Source organism: Halorubrum sp. Ea8, from assembly GCF_002252925.1.
In the GTDB taxonomy this organism is placed as follows: domain Archaea; phylum Halobacteriota; class Halobacteria; order Halobacteriales; family Haloferacaceae; genus Halorubrum.
This window is the reverse complement of sequence record NZ_NHPF01000134.1, coordinates 21,653-38,110: the sequence shown is the minus strand read 5'-3', so window position 1 is coordinate 38,110 and position 16,458 is coordinate 21,653. Positions and strand designations below refer to the sequence as shown.

The following is a 16,458-nucleotide window of genomic DNA, read 5'->3' as shown; positions in this document are numbered from 1 at the left end:
CCTCAAAAGGGGCGCGCTCGGCGGCGGCCGGACGGTCCACGGCGACGTGCGGCGCGCACTCACTTTCGAGAATCGGGCATCCCACATTTAAGTCCCCACCGACGGGAGAGTACCGTATGCAACGGACGCGACGGGGCCTGCTCGGCGCCGGCGTCGGGATCGCCGCCGGGGCCGCGGGGTGTCTCGGCGTTCGCGGCGTCGAGTACCCCGACGCGGCCCCGGACGCGACCGACGGCGACGACGGCGAACCTGATCCTCCCGGCGACGAGCAACTCGACGACCCCGATCCGGTCCTGAACGAGTCGCTCGCGGCGGCGACGCGGAACGTGGTCGACGACGCGGTCTGGTTCGCGACCGAGTACGCCGACGCGGTCGCGACGTACAGGGACGCGATCGCCGGCGTCGTCGCCGAGGTGGACGCCGTCCGCGCGGCGGCCGACGAGAGCGACGCGGTGACCGTCGAAATGGTTGACCGCTTGGACGCCGCCGCACGCGCCGCCGCCGATCGCGCGGCCGAGGCCCTGGAGCCGCACTTCCACCCGGAGGCCCGGATCCGCGGGCGAGCGCGGCGCCACGTCGAGGAGCTCCGAACGGTCGCGCCCCGGAACGACGTCGACCGGTTCTTAGAGGAGCTCGACCGCATGCGCCGAGGGTTCGCGAGCATCGGCACCGCGATCTACGTCGCGGAGGCGTTCTCCCGGGACCCGATCCACAACCGGCTGCTCGACCGACTGCTGTACCCCCTCCCCGAGGGCGACGAGCGGCGGCGGGAGGTCCGGGGGACCGCGTTCGTCGAGGTCGCGCTCGCGAGCCGCGGATTCGCGGCGTTCGCGCACGAGCCGTACGACGACGACCGGTACGACCGCTCCCGCATCCCGCGGATCTACGGCGGGGCGTTCGGGGCGGACCGGCGCGAGGAGCTCCGCGCCCGGCTGGGACCGGTACCGCGGAGCGAAGACCGGACCGATGAGCTGTTCGTCGCGTTCGCGGACCGCCCGTCCGCCGGCAACCGTCCGAGCGAGACGTTCGAGGGGTGGGCCTCCGAGCTGGACGGAACGCCCCTGTACGTCCAGCGCTACCCGGACGCCGACACCGCGAGCGAGCGGCTGGTGGCGGTTCTCGCCGACGCGTCGACCGAGGGGCGGGCGCCGATCGATCCCGGCGCCACGGCCGCCGGCTCGGACTTCTCCGGGAACGGCTCGGCGGACGGCGACGGCGGATCGGCCGACGGCGACGAGACCGGCGCCGACGACGGACCCGCTCGCTGGCACCGGCTCTACCACGACGAGGCCGAGGGCGAGCGCTACGGCTTCGACGAGCACGCCGGGGTCCAGTACGGCTACGTCGTGCGGGCCGGCGAGTTCCTGCTCGCCGCCGGGTTCTCCGGCGACGCGTGGGAGGAGCGCGCCGGGTGGCAGGGGCGGCTGGCCGACGGATGGGGGGCGGTCTGATGAACGCGAACGGAGTCGGCCTCACGGCGGCGGTGTTCTCAGTGGCCGGCGTCGGCGTCGGGCTCGTCGCCGCGGTCGGGACGGGTTGGGCGGAGGCCGCGCTCGCGACGGCCGCGACCGGCGAGACCGCGCGGTTCGGACCGGTGTTCGTCGCGCAGTCGTACCTCGCCGTCACCGCCGCCGCCCTGGTCGGCGCGCCGCTCCTCGCGGGCGTCCTCGGCGTGCTATTCGGGTCGCGGGCGTACGACGTCCAGGGGGCGGCCGCGACGTCGGGGGTCGCGCGGCGGGGTCGGCGCGCTGATATACGGGCTCCTCGTCGTCGTCCTCGTCGTCGCCTCGCAGGGCGAGGCCGCCACGCAGGCGCACGGGATCGCCGACGCGCTCGGACCGGTGCTCACGACCGCGGTCGTCGCCGCCGTCGTCGGCGCGGCGTCCGGCGCGCTCGGGTCGGTGACGGGGTGACCGATGCGGGACCGAGACCCACCGCACCCTCGGGCGGCGGCGAGGAGGGAGCCGTGAGGCGATCGCTCTCTCGGCGGCGGTTGCTCGCCGCTTCCGTCCCCGGCCTGCTCGCCGGCTGTCTCGTGGAGTCGGGGGACGGCGGGGACGGGGTCGCGGAGCCGGACGCCGGCGCGGACGGGGGTGAGTCCGAGAGCGACGCCGAGACGGGAACGGACGGGGGGACCGGCGGTGACGGCTCGACCGCCGACCGGTCCGAACCCGACCGAGAGGGCACCGACCAGGTCGACGACGATTCAGTCCCCGACGCCGTCGGTCCGGACGGCTCGGGGCTGGTCGTCGCGAACGCCGAGGTGCTCGACGTGGCCGACGAGGGGTACGAGACGACCGTCGACGCTCGGCTCACCGTCGAGAACCGGGGGCGGTTCACGTACGGTACGGTCGAGTTCCGCGCCGATGCGTACGCGACACGCCCGAATTCGGCCGAGCGCGACTCGGCCGGCTTCGCGTACGACACGGAGCGGTTCCCGTCCGGAAACCGGTTCGGCGACGGGGTCCGCCGATTCGACGTCTCGATCACGTTCCGGAGTCGGGAGACGGACGTCCCGGCCGACGTGGACTGGTACGAGGTCGACGCCGCGGTGCGGCGCGCGGAGCCGGTCTGAGCCGAGCCGCCCCGGCCCCCCGTGCCGCGCCGTCGTACCCGCGTGCTACGCCGCCGGCCGCGCCGCCGAGAGTCTCGCCGTGATCGCTACCTCTTTGTCCGCGCTCGCGAGCCGTGAGTGCATGGAGGGACGGGCCGCGGCGCTCGGCGCCGGCACCGTGTTGAACGCGCTCGCGACGGGCACCGGCGCGGCCTTCGGCATCGACGTCGAGACCCGGGCCAGCGTCGCGCTCGACCCGGCGGCCGAGGGCGTCGACGGGACCATCGCCGAGGACCCCGACGCGGACTCCGCCCTGATCGAGCGCTGCGTCGCGCTCGCGACCGAGCGGTGGGGCGACGGCGAGGGCGGCACCGTTCGGACCGACAGCGACGTGCCCCTCGCGGCCGGGCTCAAGAGCTCCAGCGCGGCCGCGAACGCGACCGTGCTCGCGACCTGCGACGCGCTCGGACTGCGTGTGGGGGACGGAAGCGACGGGGACGTCGGCGACCCGGACCCGGCCGCCGACGTCACCCGGCTGGAGGCCTGCCGGCTGGGCGTGCGCGCGGCCCGCGAGGCGGGCGTGACCGTCACCGGTGCGTTCGACGACGCGACCGCCTCGATGCTCGGCGGCGTGACCGTCACCGACAACGCTGGCGACGAGCTCCGGTCGCGCGAGGCCGTCGACTGGGACGTGCTCGTGTGGACCCCGCCCGAGCGCGCCTACAGCGCGGACGCGGACGTGGCCCGCTGCGAGGCGGTCGCGCCGATGGCGGACCTCGTGGCCGACCTCGCGCTGGACGGCCGGTACGCCGAGGCGATGACCGTCAACGGCCTCGCCTTCTCGGCCGCGCTCGGGTTCGACGCCGACCCCGCGGTCGAGGCGATGCCGCGCGCGACCGGGGTGTCGCTGTCGGGCACCGGACCGAGCGTCGTCGCCGTCGCGGACCCGACCGACCCGGCGACCGACCTCGACGCGCTCGCCGACGCGTGGGGCGAGCGCCCCGGAACGCTGCGGCGGACGACCACGAGGAACGACGGCGCGGCCGTCGAGTGACAATCCCATCTACCAATGAGTGACACACCGAACGCTGACGACCGGAGTCTCGACGAACTGCGACACGAGATCGAGGACATCGACCGAGAGATCGTCGAACTGATCGCCCGCCGGACGTACGTCGCGGACACCGTGGCGGCCGTGAAGGAGGAGCGCGACCTCCCGACGACCGACGAGGGCCAAGAGGAGCGCGTCATGGAGCGCGCAGGCGAGAACGCCGAGCGGTTCGACGTCGACGCCAACCTCGTGAAAGCGATCTTCCGGCTGCTGATCGAGCTGAACAAAGTTGAGCAGCGCGAGTCTCGGTAGCTACAAACAGGTATCTTAGGCCGTTTGTTGCCGGTTTGGCTGCCGAATCACCTTCCGATAGCTGCTCTTTCGATTCAGACTCGATGAAAAACACCATGTCCGCGGTGGCTCCGAAGGATGTGGTAGTGACAAGAGGGCAAGCGTTTTGGCTCTGTGCTCACAATGTACACATATGAGTTCCGAGTCCGAAAAGAAGCGCGTCCAGTTCCGTGCACCGAGGGGACTAGTAAACCGGGCCGACGCGCTCGCTGCGGTGTTCGAGACGGATCGGACGGACATCCTCATCTCCGCGCTTCGGGACTACCTGCGGGACGCCGCGCACTCCGACGAGGTGAAACAGGAGATCGCGGAGGCCTTCTACGACGACGATATCACGTTCGAGGAACTGAAAGACCTCGTCGGGCACGAGGAGGCCGCCAACTTCCACCTGTTGAAAGAGCAACTGACCGACGAATTCGTGGACGAGGTCGCGGAGGAGCTGGCCGACTCGTAGATGGTTCTGATAGTCGCCGACACGTCGGCTCTCGTAAGCCTCGGGACGGTGGCGGGGGGCTCACCGAATCCACTCGACCTCCTCCTCGATTCGCACACCGTGGTCGTCCCAGAGCAGGTCATCGACGAACTCACCGAGACTGCGTCCTACGACGACGCATCCGGTGAGGCGGCACAGGCGGTTCTCGACCGTCGCTCTGCGTTCGAGACTCGTTCCGTCGAACTAGACGAGACGTTCCCCCTGGACGATGGCGAGAACGCGGCGGTTACGCTGGCGAACGATATCGACGCCGTACAACTGATCTGCGACGAATTCAATCGGCTTGCGCTCGTCCACGCCTCGCTGGCCGAGACCCGCCTCGTCACGACGCCCATCCTCCTCACCGCGCTGGTTCGCAACGACGCGATCTCGCCGGACGCTGCCGACGAGTTCTTGGCCGAGATGAGTGACGCTCGCAGTTGGTCGTCGAACTCCTACGTCGAGCGGGCGCGGTCTACGCTTCGACAGCAACGCAATAACGAGCAACCCGATCCGAAGGGATCGACTCGTTAGACACGCGCTAGCCGATCGGAACGACTCTCCGTGAACCGCCTCGGGGTCAAGCCCCGAGGCTTCTGTCTTCCCGCAGTTTAATCGGACACTCCCACCGTCCTCGACGCCACACCCCGAGATGGGTCACGGTCGTCTCGAACGGACGAGTGGGTTGCGGTCGGGGCGTCCACGGCCCCCGATGCCCGCCGTCGCACCTTCCGAACTTGGGGAAGGCTGTTGAGAGCGGGCACATTCCAATCTTGATGCTTCTTGATGCCTTTCACGGCGATGTTGACGCTTGCACTCCGGTCGCTATGGTCTTGATGGGAACACGACCGGCATTTGAACCGCTTCTTGTTCCGGTTCGCTCGCTCCGTGTGCCCGCACATCGGACACCGTTGGCTCGTGTACTCCGGGTTAATCCAACCCGTCGGAATCCCCTCGAATGCTGCCTTGTACGACGTATAGAACTGGAGGGCGCGGAACGGGAGGTGGTGCAAGCGTCGGTTCATCCGCGTGCCGTAGTCGATACTGTCGCGCATCTCTTTGAGGTCTTCAAAGACGATGCACGGCTTCTCGAACTGACGACTCCACTCCACGACGTGCCGAGACACCTTGTGGAGTCGGTCATGAACAAACCGTTCCTCACGCCCTTCCAGCGTGTCGTGCATACTTGACTTCTCTGCGTTCTGCACGCGCTTTCGCATCGTGAAGTAGCGATGGCGCTCGAACTTGATCTCGGGGAAGTCGATGACCAGCGTGTCTTCGACGCCATCCTCTGAGAGTGCGGTAAGGGCCACGTTGTCCTCGTTCACGTCCACACCAACGACCGTCCGCGAGTCTTGCTTGTCTCGAACGGTCTGCTCGCTATTGCGGATATTGACGTGGAGTTCCGGCTCACCGTCACGCCACAGCGTCTCGGACGTTGTGACCGTCCACTCGTCGCCCGTGAGCGCGGTCTTGAGAAGATCGAGATGAGCATCACTTCCGTCAAGGACGCCCTTGACGTGTTTGTAGGGTTTCGCGCTGATACGGAACGCCACGTCGCCGTCATCGGTGAGCGACAGGTTGTAGCCCTCCTTGTAGTTCGCCCGGAGCGGGTACGTGCCATCCTTTGTGTGGCTGGGTTTGCCGAAGTCGTCGTACTCGTAGTAGTTCTCCATTGCCCCGAGTGCCTTGGCGACGATGCGTTGGGTCGTGTTCTTCACGAGGTCGGCATCGTCTTCGAGGCGAGGCGAAATTGAATCCCAGTCTACGCCCTCTTTGGCGAGCTGGATGGTTTCGTTGTACACTCGGCGGGTTTCGAGCGTGGCGTCGTACAGCAGACCCTCGTTGTCACTCTGGATGTCGAGTTGGAAGTCCAGCGTCTTGACGAGGGTCTGTGAGTCAGTCATTCTTCGTCTTGATCGGTGGGTTCTGAGGTTCGGACGACTTTCACGTCGGCCCCTCGCCACCGTTTGGGGACGGTGACGTGGGCGCTATTCCCGAACGGCTTGACCTCGCCGTCAATAACTTCCTCGCCGTCGATTTCAAAGCTATTCGCCATACCTGTGTATATCCTTTGGATATACTTAACTGTGTTGGTGGAGTGTGTTCGATATGGGCGAGAAACGGTCGAATCACACGGTGTACAACGTCAACTACCACTTCGTATGGTGTCCGAAGTATCGCCACTCGATACTCGAACCAATCGAAGACTCGTTGGAAGCGAGTTTTCGGGACGTGTGCGACGAGTACGGCTACGAGATACTGTCGTTGTACATCTCACCAGACCACGTACATCTGTTCCTCTCTGCTCACCCGAAGCACGCGCCGAGCGAGATTGTTCGGACGGTCAAGAGCGTCACGGCCCGGAAGATGTGGGAACAGCACGAGTCGTTCTTGGAGGAGTATCTGTGGGGTGGTGGGTTCTGGGAACGTTCGTACTACATCGGGACTGCGGGAACCGTCTCAACGGAAACGATTGAACGGTATATCGAACGAACAGAACACGTCTAAGTGTTGGCTTCACCCTCGGGGTCAAGCCCCGAGGCACTCGCCTTATTTTCTCTGTAGAGCAAGGACATCTCAGCTAAATACGCCACCGATACACGCCCTTTGCGACCTGAATTCTGTCGTATCGGACGTGTCGTTGGATACTATTTCAGGGAGTCCGTCATAAATGTCAGCTACCTGAACAAGGTCGAACAACTGGAGAGTCGCCGAACCGCGACGCCTCAGTTCACGCTCTTCGAGAGCTCGGCACCGGATTTGAACTTCACCTCGTTCGACTCGCGTCCCGCGCTCAGTAGGTGAAGCACCGGCGCGTCCAGCGGACAGTGCGTCACCGCGACCTCGCCGCCGGCCTAGCCGTTCACGGGACACACGAGAACAGACGCGCCCGCCTCGGCCCGCGGTGGGTCCCGTCCCGGCGTCGCGGCCCGCGCACCCGGACCGCTACTCCCGACCGTCTTTCGGCGGTCGGCTCGATAACCGATCGAACCGGTCTTGCGCGGCCTCGGAACGGGACGACGTGCGCTCGGGTTCGTAGGTCGCGGTCGCGATCGATCCGTCCTCGACCTCCACGTCTAGGATCGCGTCCGCGTGTCGCCCGTCGTCCGGTAATCGGTCGACGCCGAGGACGACGTTACCGACCTCGTCGCCGTCGCGCTCGAAGAAGAGCGTCGCGAACCCGTCTTCGACCGCGTCAACGACCGCCGTGTACGTTCCGTCCGCGAGATCGATCTCGGTCATTCGTACGACTCCGCTAGCACGCGGTCCCCGGTAGCGTTTTCGACGATCACGGTGTCGCCGCCGTTGTTCCAGACCGGCGATCCGGCGCCCCAGTAGAGGTCGGTTTCGGTGTCGGTCCCGCTCCCCGTCCTGAGCGTCAGCGTCTCTCCGGGGGCGAGCGTCACCCCGTCCGGCATCTCGTACCGCTTCCCGGCCTCGTCTTCGACGGTCCACCCCGACAGGTCGAGCGTCTCGTCGCCCGCGTTCTCGAAGACGACGTACTCGTCGTTGAGGTTCTCGCGGTCGTCGCCCGCGGCGTCGGCGTTGATCGCCGCGACCGCGAGCGCGCGGTTCGAATCGGCGGCCGTCTCGTCGCCGCTCCCGCCGGAGTCGCCCGCGTCGGTGCCCCCGTCGGTGACGGCGACCGCCCCGCCGCCGCCTATTCGGGCCCGTTCCACCACGTCACCGCCCGCTCCGGGACCGACCGGGTCGCCGTCGCGGAGCGACAGCGGTTCGGTCGGCGCGTCCCGCTGCGTCCGCACCGAGACGTTCGCGCCGTCGCTGACGAAGACGACGTCGCCGTGCGTCGCGGTCCAGTAGGTCGGTACCGAGCGGTCGGCGAAGCGCCGGAGGACCTCCTCGTGCGGATGCCCGTACTGCGAGTCGTAGGCGCTCGACACGACCGCGACCCGCGGGTCGACGGCGTCGACGAACGCCTCGCTCGAGGAGCTGCTCGACCCGTGGTGGCCCGCCTTCAACACCGTCGACCGGAGCTCATCGCCGTACGTCTCGACGAGGTACGCCTCCTGGTCGTCCTCGGCGTCGCCGGACAGCACGAAGCTCGTCTCGCCGTGCGCGAGCTTGAGCACGACGCTGTTCTCGTTGCGGGCCTCGTTCTCGAGGTACGGCTCCGGGGGACCGAGCACGTCGACGTCGACCTCGCCGAAGGCGATCGAGTCGCCCTCGCGGGTCTCGTACAGCGTCACGTCGTGCGCCTCGATCGCGTCGAGGTACTCGCCGTACGTTCGTGTGCTTGCCGCGATCCCCGGATCGTAGACCGCGCCGATCCCGTCGGCCTCCGTCTCGTAGTAGTCGATGATCGCGGCGTTCCCGCCGATGTGGTCCGCGTCGTTGTGCGTGGTCACGAGGTGATCGATCCGCGTGATATTGTGCCGCCGGAGGTACTCCAGCACGTGTTCCCCGTCGTCGTTGTAGTGGCCCGTGTCGACGAGCATCGTCTCGCCGTCCGGTCCGACGACGAGCGTGCTCACGGACTGGCCGACGTTGACGAAGTGGACCTCCAAGGAGCCGTTGGCCGCGGCGACGTCCGCCCCGCCGTCGGTCGCCGCCCCGGTATCGGGCGTCGACCCGGTGTCGGGCGCCGGGTCACCGAGCGACGCGCCCGCGCACCCCGCGAGAGCGACGAGGCAGACGACGAGAAGCACGCGGGACAGCCCCCGAGAAGATGTCATTGTTCCTCATGAGAGACGTTTACCTGTAAAGTTGATCTAACGTGAAATATATCCGTTACTTGGAGCCGCGGTGGTGAGAGAGGCGTTCCGTTCCGTCGTTTCGCGCGTTCCGTTGTACCCTCTCGTGCGTTCCGTTGTACCCTCTCGCGCGTTCCGTTCCGCCGTCCCGTTCAAACGGAACCTCCCCGCCGGGATTTTTGACGGCGCGCCCCCGAGTCGAGACCGACATGTCACGAGAAGTGATCTCACACACCGACGGCCACGTGTATGAGTTCGCGCCGGAGATGGAGCCGGTCTACGAGGCGGCCGACGGGGAGTCGCTCACGATCGAGACCATCGACAGCCTGAACGGCGAGATCCAGAGCGACGACGACCTGCTGGACGCGATCCCCGAGGAGGTGAACGCGGCGACCGGTCCGATCGCCGTCGAGGGGGCGAGCCCCGGCGACGTGCTCGCGGTCAAGATCGAGGACGTGCGCGTCGCAGAGGACCGCGGGCGGGTCCTCACGGCGCCCGGGTTCGGCCTCCTGCAGGACGACCCGGAGATCGAGCATCCGGCGACGCGGATCACCGAAGTGGACGGCGAGGGCGACGGGAGCGACGGCGCTGGCAGCGGGAGCGACGGGATCGGCGGCGGAGACCGGATCGAGTTCGAGGGGATCGACGTCCCGATCGATCCCGTGATCGGCACGATCGGGGTCGCCACCGCCGACGAGGCGATCTCGACCCTGACGCCGGACGACCACGGGGGGAACCTCGACACGACCGACATGACGGCCGGGACGACCGCGTACTTCCCGGTCTTCCAGGCGGGCGCGATGCTCGCGATGGGCGACTCCAAGGCCGCGATGGCCGACGGCGAGATGTGCGGGACCGGCGCCGAGATCGCCACCGAGATCGACGTGACGCTGTCCGTGATCGAGGAGCCGGAGGTCCCGCTCGACCGCCCGCTCGTCGACACCGGCGACGCGGTCAAGACCGTCGCGAGCGCCGAGACGATGGAAGAGGCGGTGGCGATCGCGAACCGCGATATCGTTCGGCTGCTGGCGCGCGACCACGGCCTCTCCAAGACCGAGGCGTACCTGTTCTCCAGCCTCGTCGGCGGCCTGGAGATCAGTCAGGTGGTCGACCCGCAGGTGACGGCGCGGAACGCGGTGCCGAGCGAGTACCTCTCGGTCCCGTTCTGAGCGTCGCCGCCGCGCCGATCCGACTCCGACTCGGCGCCCCCGTCGCCGAACCGCCCAGCCGCCTGAACCCGACGAGCCAGGCGCGCGGGAGGCCGCCGCCGCGGGCCGCGAGGAGGGCGGCGACCGCGGCGAGTCCGGCGGCGAGGCGCGGCAGTCCGACGACGGTGACCGGCGAGTCGAAGGCCGCGAGCGCCCCGACCGCCGCCGGCTCACTCGTCGGCGGTCGGGCCGCGGTCGGCGAACCGCCGCGCCGCGTCGGTCAGGCCGCCGGCGTCCGATCGGTCGGTGGTCTCCGCCGGGCTCTCGTCCGCGTCCGCGGCACCGTCGGGCGCGTCTCCGTCGCCGACGTCGGACCCGTCGCTGGTTGGGGCGCCGCCGTCGCCGCTGACGAGCGCCGCGTCGCCCTCGTCGCCCGGCGTCCGATCTCGGCTCGGATCGACCGCCGAGGGGTCCGCGTCCGGCGGATAGCTCCGCTCCGCCGGCGGGACGAAGACCGTCTCGACCGCCCGGACGATCTCCCGGACGCTCTCCTCGTCGAGGCGGTCGGCGTACGCCTCCCGGATCAGGTCGGGGACGGCGTAAGCGTAGTGCCCGCGCCCGGCGTGCCGGATCAGCCCCGCGCGCCGGACCGGGCGATGGCGGCTGTAGGCGTGGCCGGAGTCGCCGTCGCCGCCGGCGTCGATGTGGGCGGCGACGGGGTCGCTGACGCCCTCGCGGCGGTAGTGACGGAGCATCCCTCGCGACAGCTCCGGGAGGGCCTCGATCCGGCCGCGGAGCTCCTCGATGACCGCCTCGCGGGTGCCGAGTTCGACCGCGTCGTCGAAGCGGAGCGCGCTCTCGGCCACGTCCGCGCGCGTCACGGGTTCGACGTCCTCGTCCGGCGGCGCGGCGGCGTCCTCGGGGTCGCCGTCGACGGCGGCGGGGGCGTCGGCGGCGTCGGAGGCGTCGAGGGCGTCCTCGGCGTCGTCCGCGTCCGCCGCGGTCTCGGTCGCGTCGTCGGCGTCCGTCCCTCCGTCGGCGTCGGATATGTCGTCGCCGTCGAGGGTCGCTGCGACCGCCTCGTCATACGATTTGAGGACCGACTGGTCCTCGTCACCGCCGTCCCCGACCCTCTCGCCGGCGCCGACCGCAGACGGTTCGGTACCGGGCGCGGCCCCGCCGCCGCCCCGGTAGGGCGCCTCGGCCTTCCCGAGGAGCGCCTGCGCGAACTGGTCGGCCATGCTGCTCAGGTCGCGGGCCTCCTCCAGCTCGCGTTCGAGGTCGGCGATCCGCCGGTCCTTCTTGTCGAGCTCCTGCCGGAGGTCGGCGATCTCCGACTCGCGGCGCTCCTTCTCGTCGGAGATCGACTGGAGCTCGCCGACGAGGTCGCTGGAGACCGACTTGAGCTCGGGGCGCTCGAAGTCGTCGAGCCCGGGCGTCGCGCCCGCGTCGAACGTCGCCTTGCGGTGGAACTGGATCCGGCGGATCGACTCGTCCCAGTCGGTCATCAGGAACGCCTCGCCGTCGCCGAGGTCCTCGACCGCGCTTGAGTACTTGGAGCCGAGTATCCGCCCGACCACCTTCGTGTCGTTGTCCCAGGTGAGCCGGTGCCAGCAGAGCCAGTCGCACTGCGTGATGAAGTCCTTCTTGACGTCGGCCGGGCGCTGGCTGATCCCGACGATGCCGAGGCCGTGTTTCCGGCCGCGCTTGCCCACCTTGATCAGCATCTTGCCCGTCTCGTCCATCCCGCCGCCCTCGGGGATGTACTCGTGGCACTCCTCGACGACGAGGAGGAACGGCTTCTTCATGCGCTTCTCCTTCGCGAACAGCTGCTTGACGACCTCCAAGAGGAGCTCGTTCGCGGTCTCCTCCTCCAGGTAGCCGGAGACGTCGAGGATGATCGGGACGTTCTGGTCGAGGGCGAGCGTCGCGAGCTTCTCGGCGTGTTCGGGCGAGACGACGATGTCGCACTCGTCGTCGGCGCCGGCGTGGAGGATCTCGTATTCTTCCTTCAAACCGTAATATTCACCGTCTACGTCAACGATGAGAATACCAAGCGCCGAATCGAGGAGTTTCTCGGCGACGACCGAGGCGGTATTGCTTTTACCCGATCCGGACTTGCCCGTTATAAATCCCCGTCCGGTGAGCAGCTCCACTACTGGGAGTGAAATTTCCGTGTCCTGTTCCTGATCGACGCCGACAGGGATCTGTTGTTGAGCGTCAGTCATTTTGGTTCTCGTTTGGCGGCTCAATGGTATTGTGACACGAACGACAAAGCGTTACAAGGTTATCCAACGTGTTCGCGTCTTCGGGGGACTGAAACGTACGGATCGGCGTTTTGTGGTGAACGTCTAAGCCGATGTCAGTCCGGTTCCTGTGTTCGGACTGCGTGATGCCGCACCGTTGACATTCGTAGTCGTCTCGCCGAAGGGCCTTACGCCGCTGTTTCGCCCAGTTGTCGCCGTAGTATTCGTCTACACCACCCTCCCAGCGATGGTGTAGTTCTCCGGGCTGTGAACCGACTGTCCGGGTTTCAATTCCGTGGTCGTGTAACCAGTCATGGACTGTAGACGGAGCACAGTCGAGTTGCTCTGCTATCGCGTACGTACTCATTCCGTCCGAGAGATACATCGATCTGAGCTTCGATTCATCTTGAAGTGCTTTCGGCGTTTCCGGGTTGTACGACCGCGTTTCGATATCGTGACGATGTATCCACACCTCTATCGCTTGCCGACCACAGCCGAGTTCCGAGGCGACTTCGTCCATCGTCATCTCCGATTCGACGTACAGTTCACGTAACGTCTCCTCGTCGTGCCACGGCCGTTCCGGTCGCGTCCGACTCGTGTCGATCCCGAATTTGGTTAGCCAGTTGTGAACGGTTGCTTGACTACAGTCCAACTCGTCTGCGATGTCGGCTTCGCTCATTCCCTGTTGGCGGAGAGAGCGAAGTCGTTCCTCGTCTTCCCAAGGTCTGGATTTCTCGATGTCGTGCTTTTTTAACCAGTTCTCGACAGTCTTGCGGCTACAACCGAGTTGCTCACCGATCTCGCTCGTCGACAGGTCTTCTCCGATGTACAGCGATCGGAGGCGATCCGCCTGCCTCCACGGGGCTTCCTCGGTCATTTCAGACATCCGGTTCGCTCGTGAGTGAGAGTCCCGTTCATGCTGGGTACTAGTCATGTGATGTCACGTAACTCTTCAGGAGGTTGGAACAGCCCGATCCGTACCGTCGCGTCGCCGCCGATCCCCTCGCTGACGTCCGCGACGTGGATCGTCTCCTGCTCGCTCATACCCGTGAGAGGTGGCGCCCGCCTCATAAACTATCGCCTCGGTCGTCGGCCGGTCGCGTCGGTCGTGGATGGCTCGCACTTCGAGGTCCGCAAGACGTATGCCGTCCCCGGAAGACCGACGGCACATGGACACCGAGAACACCCTCCTCAACGCTGTCGTCGGCGCTATCGCGTCGGCCCTCCTCTCGTTTACCGGTATCTCACCGCTCCTCGGCGGCGCGGTCGCCGGGTATTTAAACGGCGACGACGGGCTGCGCGTCGGCGCGCTCTCCGGTGCGATCGCGTCGATCCCGATCGTCGGGCTGCTGCTGCTCGCGCTGGTGATCCTTCCGTTCCTTGGAGTCTTCGGGTTCCCGCTCGAAGTCGGCCTCGCGGCCGGAGGGATCGTCTTCGTCGCCGTCATCGTGGTGTTGGGCGGCGTCGCCTACTCCGTGGTGTTGAGCGCGCTCGGCGGACTGCTGGGCGTGTACGTAAAAAACGAGCTGTAGGTCGGTCGCTGTTACTTATAAATGATCGAATTCGGATCGGTGGCGAACACCTCCGAAGCCCCAGCCACTCACATATAAATGATCGAATCCGGATCGACAGCGAGCACCACCAAAGCCCCAGCCGCGAGGACTCGGTGCGCTCGCTGCAGTCCTCGGCGCTCACTCCGTTCGCGCCTGCGGTCCTTGCGTCGCGCGCCTTCGCCCTCGCGGCTGCCCCTTCGAGTCTCACCCGACCGCGACCGCACCACAGCCTCACGCCTCCCCAGCCTCGTCGGCCTCCTTCCGGTCGGCCGACTCCCTCGCGCGTGCGACTCGCGCCCTCCGGACGCTCGTCGGCACGCGCCACCGCACCGTTTATTTATAAAAGAGTGCGTGAGAGTTGGCCCGCGACTCCAGCGGAGACGCCTCAGTGCTCGCCGCCCGTCCCGCGCCGGTCGGAGTCGAGGTCGATGTCGAGGTCGTCGAGGAGTTCCTCGACCTCCTCGCGCTTCTCTTGGTGGTCTTCGAGGAACTCTCGCATGAGCTCGGCCGCCTGCTCCTTGCAGCCGCCGCAGAGGCGCTCGCCGTTGACGCACTCGGAGTAGACGGTCTTCGTGAGCTCGTCGTCGTCGCCCGCGAGCAGGTAGGCGTACAGCTCGTAGACGGGGCACTCGTCGGCCTCGCCGCCGAGTTCGCGCTGCTTCTCGGCGGTGTCGCGCCCGCCGGTGGTCGCCGCCTTCACCTTCTCGTAGCCGTCCTCGGGGTCGTCGAGCAGGGAGATGTGGCTCGCCGGGATCGACGAGGACATCTTCCCGCCGGTGAGCCCGGTCATGAACCGGTGATAGATCGAGGAGGGCTGGCGGAAGCCGAACCCGTCGTGATCGATCTCGACCTCGCGCGCGAGCGACTCGGCCTCGCCGCGGGTGAGGTCGAAGGCGTCGACGTGGCCCTCGAAGACGCGCTTGTCGCCCTCGACCGCCTCGATCAGGGCCTCGAACGCCTCGTCGGTGGCGTTGCGGTCGAAGAAGCGCACGCGGGGGCGGAGCGGCTCCTTACCGCCCGCGCGGAGCTTGTCGAGGGCGGTCGACTTGGCGGCCGCGAGGTCGGGGGCGTCGTCGGCGTCTCCGTCGGCGGCGTCCCCATCGGCGGCGTCTCTGTCGGCGGCGCCGGCCTCCGGCGGCTCGTAGTCGGCGAGCCACGCGGCGGCGCCCTCGCAACGCACGTCGGTCTCGGCGTCGTCGACGTCGGCCGCGAGCGCGTCGTAGGCGGCCCGGACGAGCTGTCGCTCCGCGTCGTCCAGCTCGAAGCTCGCGAACGCCTCGGTCACCTTGAAGTAGCGCATCCGCGTCGCCAGGTCGCGGGTCAGCCGGACGTGCGGGTCCTGATCCGGGCCGACGGGGATGACGGTGGGCTTCGGCTCGTCGACGAGCTGCGGGTAGAGGATGTCCGCGGTCTGGGTCACGACGCTCTGCATGTGCGAGATGTTGGTCTCGCCGTCGAAGCCGTAGATGGCCTCGAACTCCGAGAAGTTCGCCTTCGAGCCCAGCTCGAAGCCGAGGTCCTGGACCTCGCGGTTATCCGACTGCCGGTACAGCTCGCCGTCCTCGGCGTCGAAGCCGAGCGCGAGGAGGCTGAGGAGGTAGTTGCGCGCGTGCTCGTCGATCTCGTCCCACGACATCCCCCGCGCGGAGTGGGCCTCGAGGTCGGCGATCAGGCCGAACGCGTCGCCGCCCTGCTCCTGATGCCAGATGATCTCGTCGAAGACGAGCTTGTGGCCGATGTGCGGGTCGCCGGTCGGCATGAACCCGGAGAGCGCGGCGAACGGCTCGTCGTTCGCCATCGCCTCGGCGACGGCGTCGTACTCGCGGTGCCCGAAGATGACGCCGCGGCGCATCAGGTAGTGCGGGTCGACCACGTCGTCGGCCACGTCGTCGAACGCCTCGATGCCGAACTCCTCGAACAGGTCCGCGTAGTCGCCGACCGACGCCGACCCCCACGGGTCGAGCGCGACGTCCTCGGTCGGTCCGTCCGCGCGCTCCGTCCCGCCGTCGGCGCGGGGCGATCCCGGGGTCTCGTCGCGGGCACCGCCCGCCGCCGACCCCGTCTCCTCGGGGGTGTCCTCGTCCATACGTCTCCTCCCGTCGGTCGACGCAAAAACCGTTCGCTTGCGCGTGAGGACGTGGCATGCGAGGTCGGTCGCCCGCGATACGTGCTCGACCACGCTGCGGTGAACTCCACCGAATGGGCCGCCTCGAGGCGGCCCCTTCGAGACCCGCCCCGCACAGCGACCGCACCTCACGCCTCGCCAGCCTCGTCACCGGACTACGTCCGGTCGCAAGCGAGAGCTTCGCTCTCGCCCTGTCGCGGCCGCCGGCGGCCGCGGGCTCCAGCGAGAATCGGAGATTCTCTG

At 67.7% G+C, this 16,458-nt stretch carries 16 protein-coding genes and 1 pseudogene; 10 read left to right on the top strand and 7 right to left on the bottom strand.

Going from position 1 to position 16,458, the window contains the following annotated elements; translation table 11 throughout:
• Positions 1–116 precede the first annotated feature (116 nt).
• The 7 genes and pseudogenes from DJ74_RS16000 (at position 117) to DJ74_RS15970 (ending at position 4,962) form a co-directional block, all read left to right on the top strand.
• The gene (locus DJ74_RS16000) at positions 117–1,451 is read left to right on the top strand and encodes a hypothetical protein (RefSeq protein ID WP_094527899.1); all 1,335 of its coding nucleotides are present in this window, start codon (positions 117–119) and stop codon (positions 1,449–1,451) included.
• Positions 1,451–1,913 (top strand): annotated as a pseudogene (locus tag DJ74_RS15995) (hypothetical protein). The gene DJ74_RS16000 and the pseudogene DJ74_RS15995 overlap by 1 nt, the downstream one beginning before the upstream one ends.
• A 53-nt stretch (positions 1,914–1,966) precedes the next feature.
• Positions 1,967–2,575 (top strand): hypothetical protein, encoded by a 609-nt coding sequence (locus tag DJ74_RS15990; RefSeq protein WP_094527898.1) that lies wholly within the window; start codon positions 1,967–1,969, stop codon positions 2,573–2,575.
• A 121-nt stretch (positions 2,576–2,696) separates the two neighbouring features.
• Entirely contained in the window at positions 2,697–3,608 is a 912-nt protein-coding gene (locus tag DJ74_RS15985; RefSeq protein ID WP_094527897.1) for a shikimate kinase, read from the top strand.
• 15 nt (positions 3,609–3,623) lie between these two features.
• Positions 3,624–3,917: a chorismate mutase gene (locus tag DJ74_RS15980; RefSeq protein WP_094527896.1), complete on the top strand. Its 294-nt coding sequence runs from the start codon at positions 3,624–3,626 to the stop codon at positions 3,915–3,917.
• A gap of 172 nt (positions 3,918–4,089) precedes the next feature.
• Positions 4,090–4,410, top strand: coding sequence for a hypothetical protein (locus DJ74_RS15975; RefSeq protein ID WP_170938244.1), 321 nt, complete (start codon positions 4,090–4,092; stop codon positions 4,408–4,410).
• Positions 4,411–4,962: a hypothetical protein gene (locus tag DJ74_RS15970; RefSeq protein ID WP_094527895.1), complete on the top strand. Its 552-nt coding sequence runs from the start codon at positions 4,411–4,413 to the stop codon at positions 4,960–4,962.
• Positions 4,963–5,039: 77 nt separating this feature from the next.
• Here the strand turns inward: DJ74_RS15970 and DJ74_RS15965 are convergent, their stop codons facing one another.
• Both DJ74_RS15965 and DJ74_RS15960 read right to left on the bottom strand, forming a co-directional pair.
• Entirely contained in the window at positions 5,040–6,335 is a 1,296-nt protein-coding gene (locus tag DJ74_RS15965) for an RNA-guided endonuclease TnpB family protein (protein WP_094527894.1), read from the bottom strand.
• Positions 6,332–6,487 (bottom strand): DUF2080 family transposase-associated protein, encoded by a 156-nt coding sequence (locus DJ74_RS15960; RefSeq protein WP_094527893.1) that lies wholly within the window; start codon positions 6,485–6,487, stop codon positions 6,332–6,334. Before DJ74_RS15960 ends, DJ74_RS15965 begins: the two co-directional genes overlap by 4 nt.
• Positions 6,488–6,540: 53 nt before the next feature.
• On the opposite strand from DJ74_RS15960, the gene tnpA reads away from it, so the two are divergent.
• Positions 6,541–6,939, top strand: coding sequence for an IS200/IS605 family transposase (tnpA, locus tag DJ74_RS15955; protein ID WP_094527892.1), 399 nt, complete (start codon positions 6,541–6,543; stop codon positions 6,937–6,939).
• Between the two features lie 438 nt (positions 6,940–7,377).
• Here the strand turns inward: tnpA and DJ74_RS15950 are convergent, their stop codons facing one another.
• The gene (locus tag DJ74_RS15950; RefSeq protein ID WP_094527891.1) at positions 7,378–7,674 is read right to left on the bottom strand and encodes a DUF3006 family protein; all 297 of its coding nucleotides are present in this window, start codon (positions 7,672–7,674) and stop codon (positions 7,378–7,380) included.
• On the bottom strand, positions 7,671–9,125 hold the full coding sequence (locus DJ74_RS15945) for a lamin tail domain-containing protein (protein WP_094527890.1): 1,455 nt from the start codon (positions 9,123–9,125) through the stop codon (positions 7,671–7,673). Before DJ74_RS15945 ends, DJ74_RS15950 begins: the two co-directional genes overlap by 4 nt.
• Positions 9,126–9,352: 227 nt before the next feature.
• On the opposite strand from DJ74_RS15945, the gene DJ74_RS15940 reads away from it, so the two are divergent.
• Positions 9,353–10,312 (top strand): acetamidase/formamidase family protein, encoded by a 960-nt coding sequence (locus tag DJ74_RS15940; protein WP_094527889.1) that lies wholly within the window; start codon positions 9,353–9,355, stop codon positions 10,310–10,312.
• A gap of 209 nt (positions 10,313–10,521) precedes the next feature.
• On the opposite strand, the gene DJ74_RS15935 is transcribed toward DJ74_RS15940, so the two are convergent.
• Both DJ74_RS15935 and DJ74_RS19460 read right to left on the bottom strand, forming a co-directional pair.
• On the bottom strand, positions 10,522–12,519 hold the full coding sequence (locus tag DJ74_RS15935) for an ATP-binding protein (RefSeq protein ID WP_394338319.1): 1,998 nt from the start codon (positions 12,517–12,519) through the stop codon (positions 10,522–10,524).
• The gene (locus tag DJ74_RS19460) at positions 12,512–13,414 is read right to left on the bottom strand and encodes a helix-turn-helix domain-containing protein (RefSeq protein WP_217900347.1); all 903 of its coding nucleotides are present in this window, start codon (positions 13,412–13,414) and stop codon (positions 12,512–12,514) included. Before DJ74_RS19460 ends, DJ74_RS15935 begins: the two co-directional genes overlap by 8 nt.
• A 292-nt stretch (positions 13,415–13,706) precedes the next feature.
• Here DJ74_RS19460 and DJ74_RS15925 point away from each other — a divergent pair, with 292 nt between their 5' ends.
• A complete protein-coding gene (locus tag DJ74_RS15925) occupies positions 13,707–14,069 on the top strand; it encodes a DUF5518 domain-containing protein (protein WP_094527888.1) in 363 nt (120 codons plus the stop codon).
• A gap of 406 nt (positions 14,070–14,475) precedes the next feature.
• On the opposite strand, the gene DJ74_RS15920 is transcribed toward DJ74_RS15925, so the two are convergent.
• Entirely contained in the window at positions 14,476–16,176 is a 1,701-nt protein-coding gene (locus tag DJ74_RS15920) for a tryptophan--tRNA ligase (RefSeq protein WP_094527887.1), read from the bottom strand.
• Positions 16,177–16,458 lie beyond the last annotated feature (282 nt).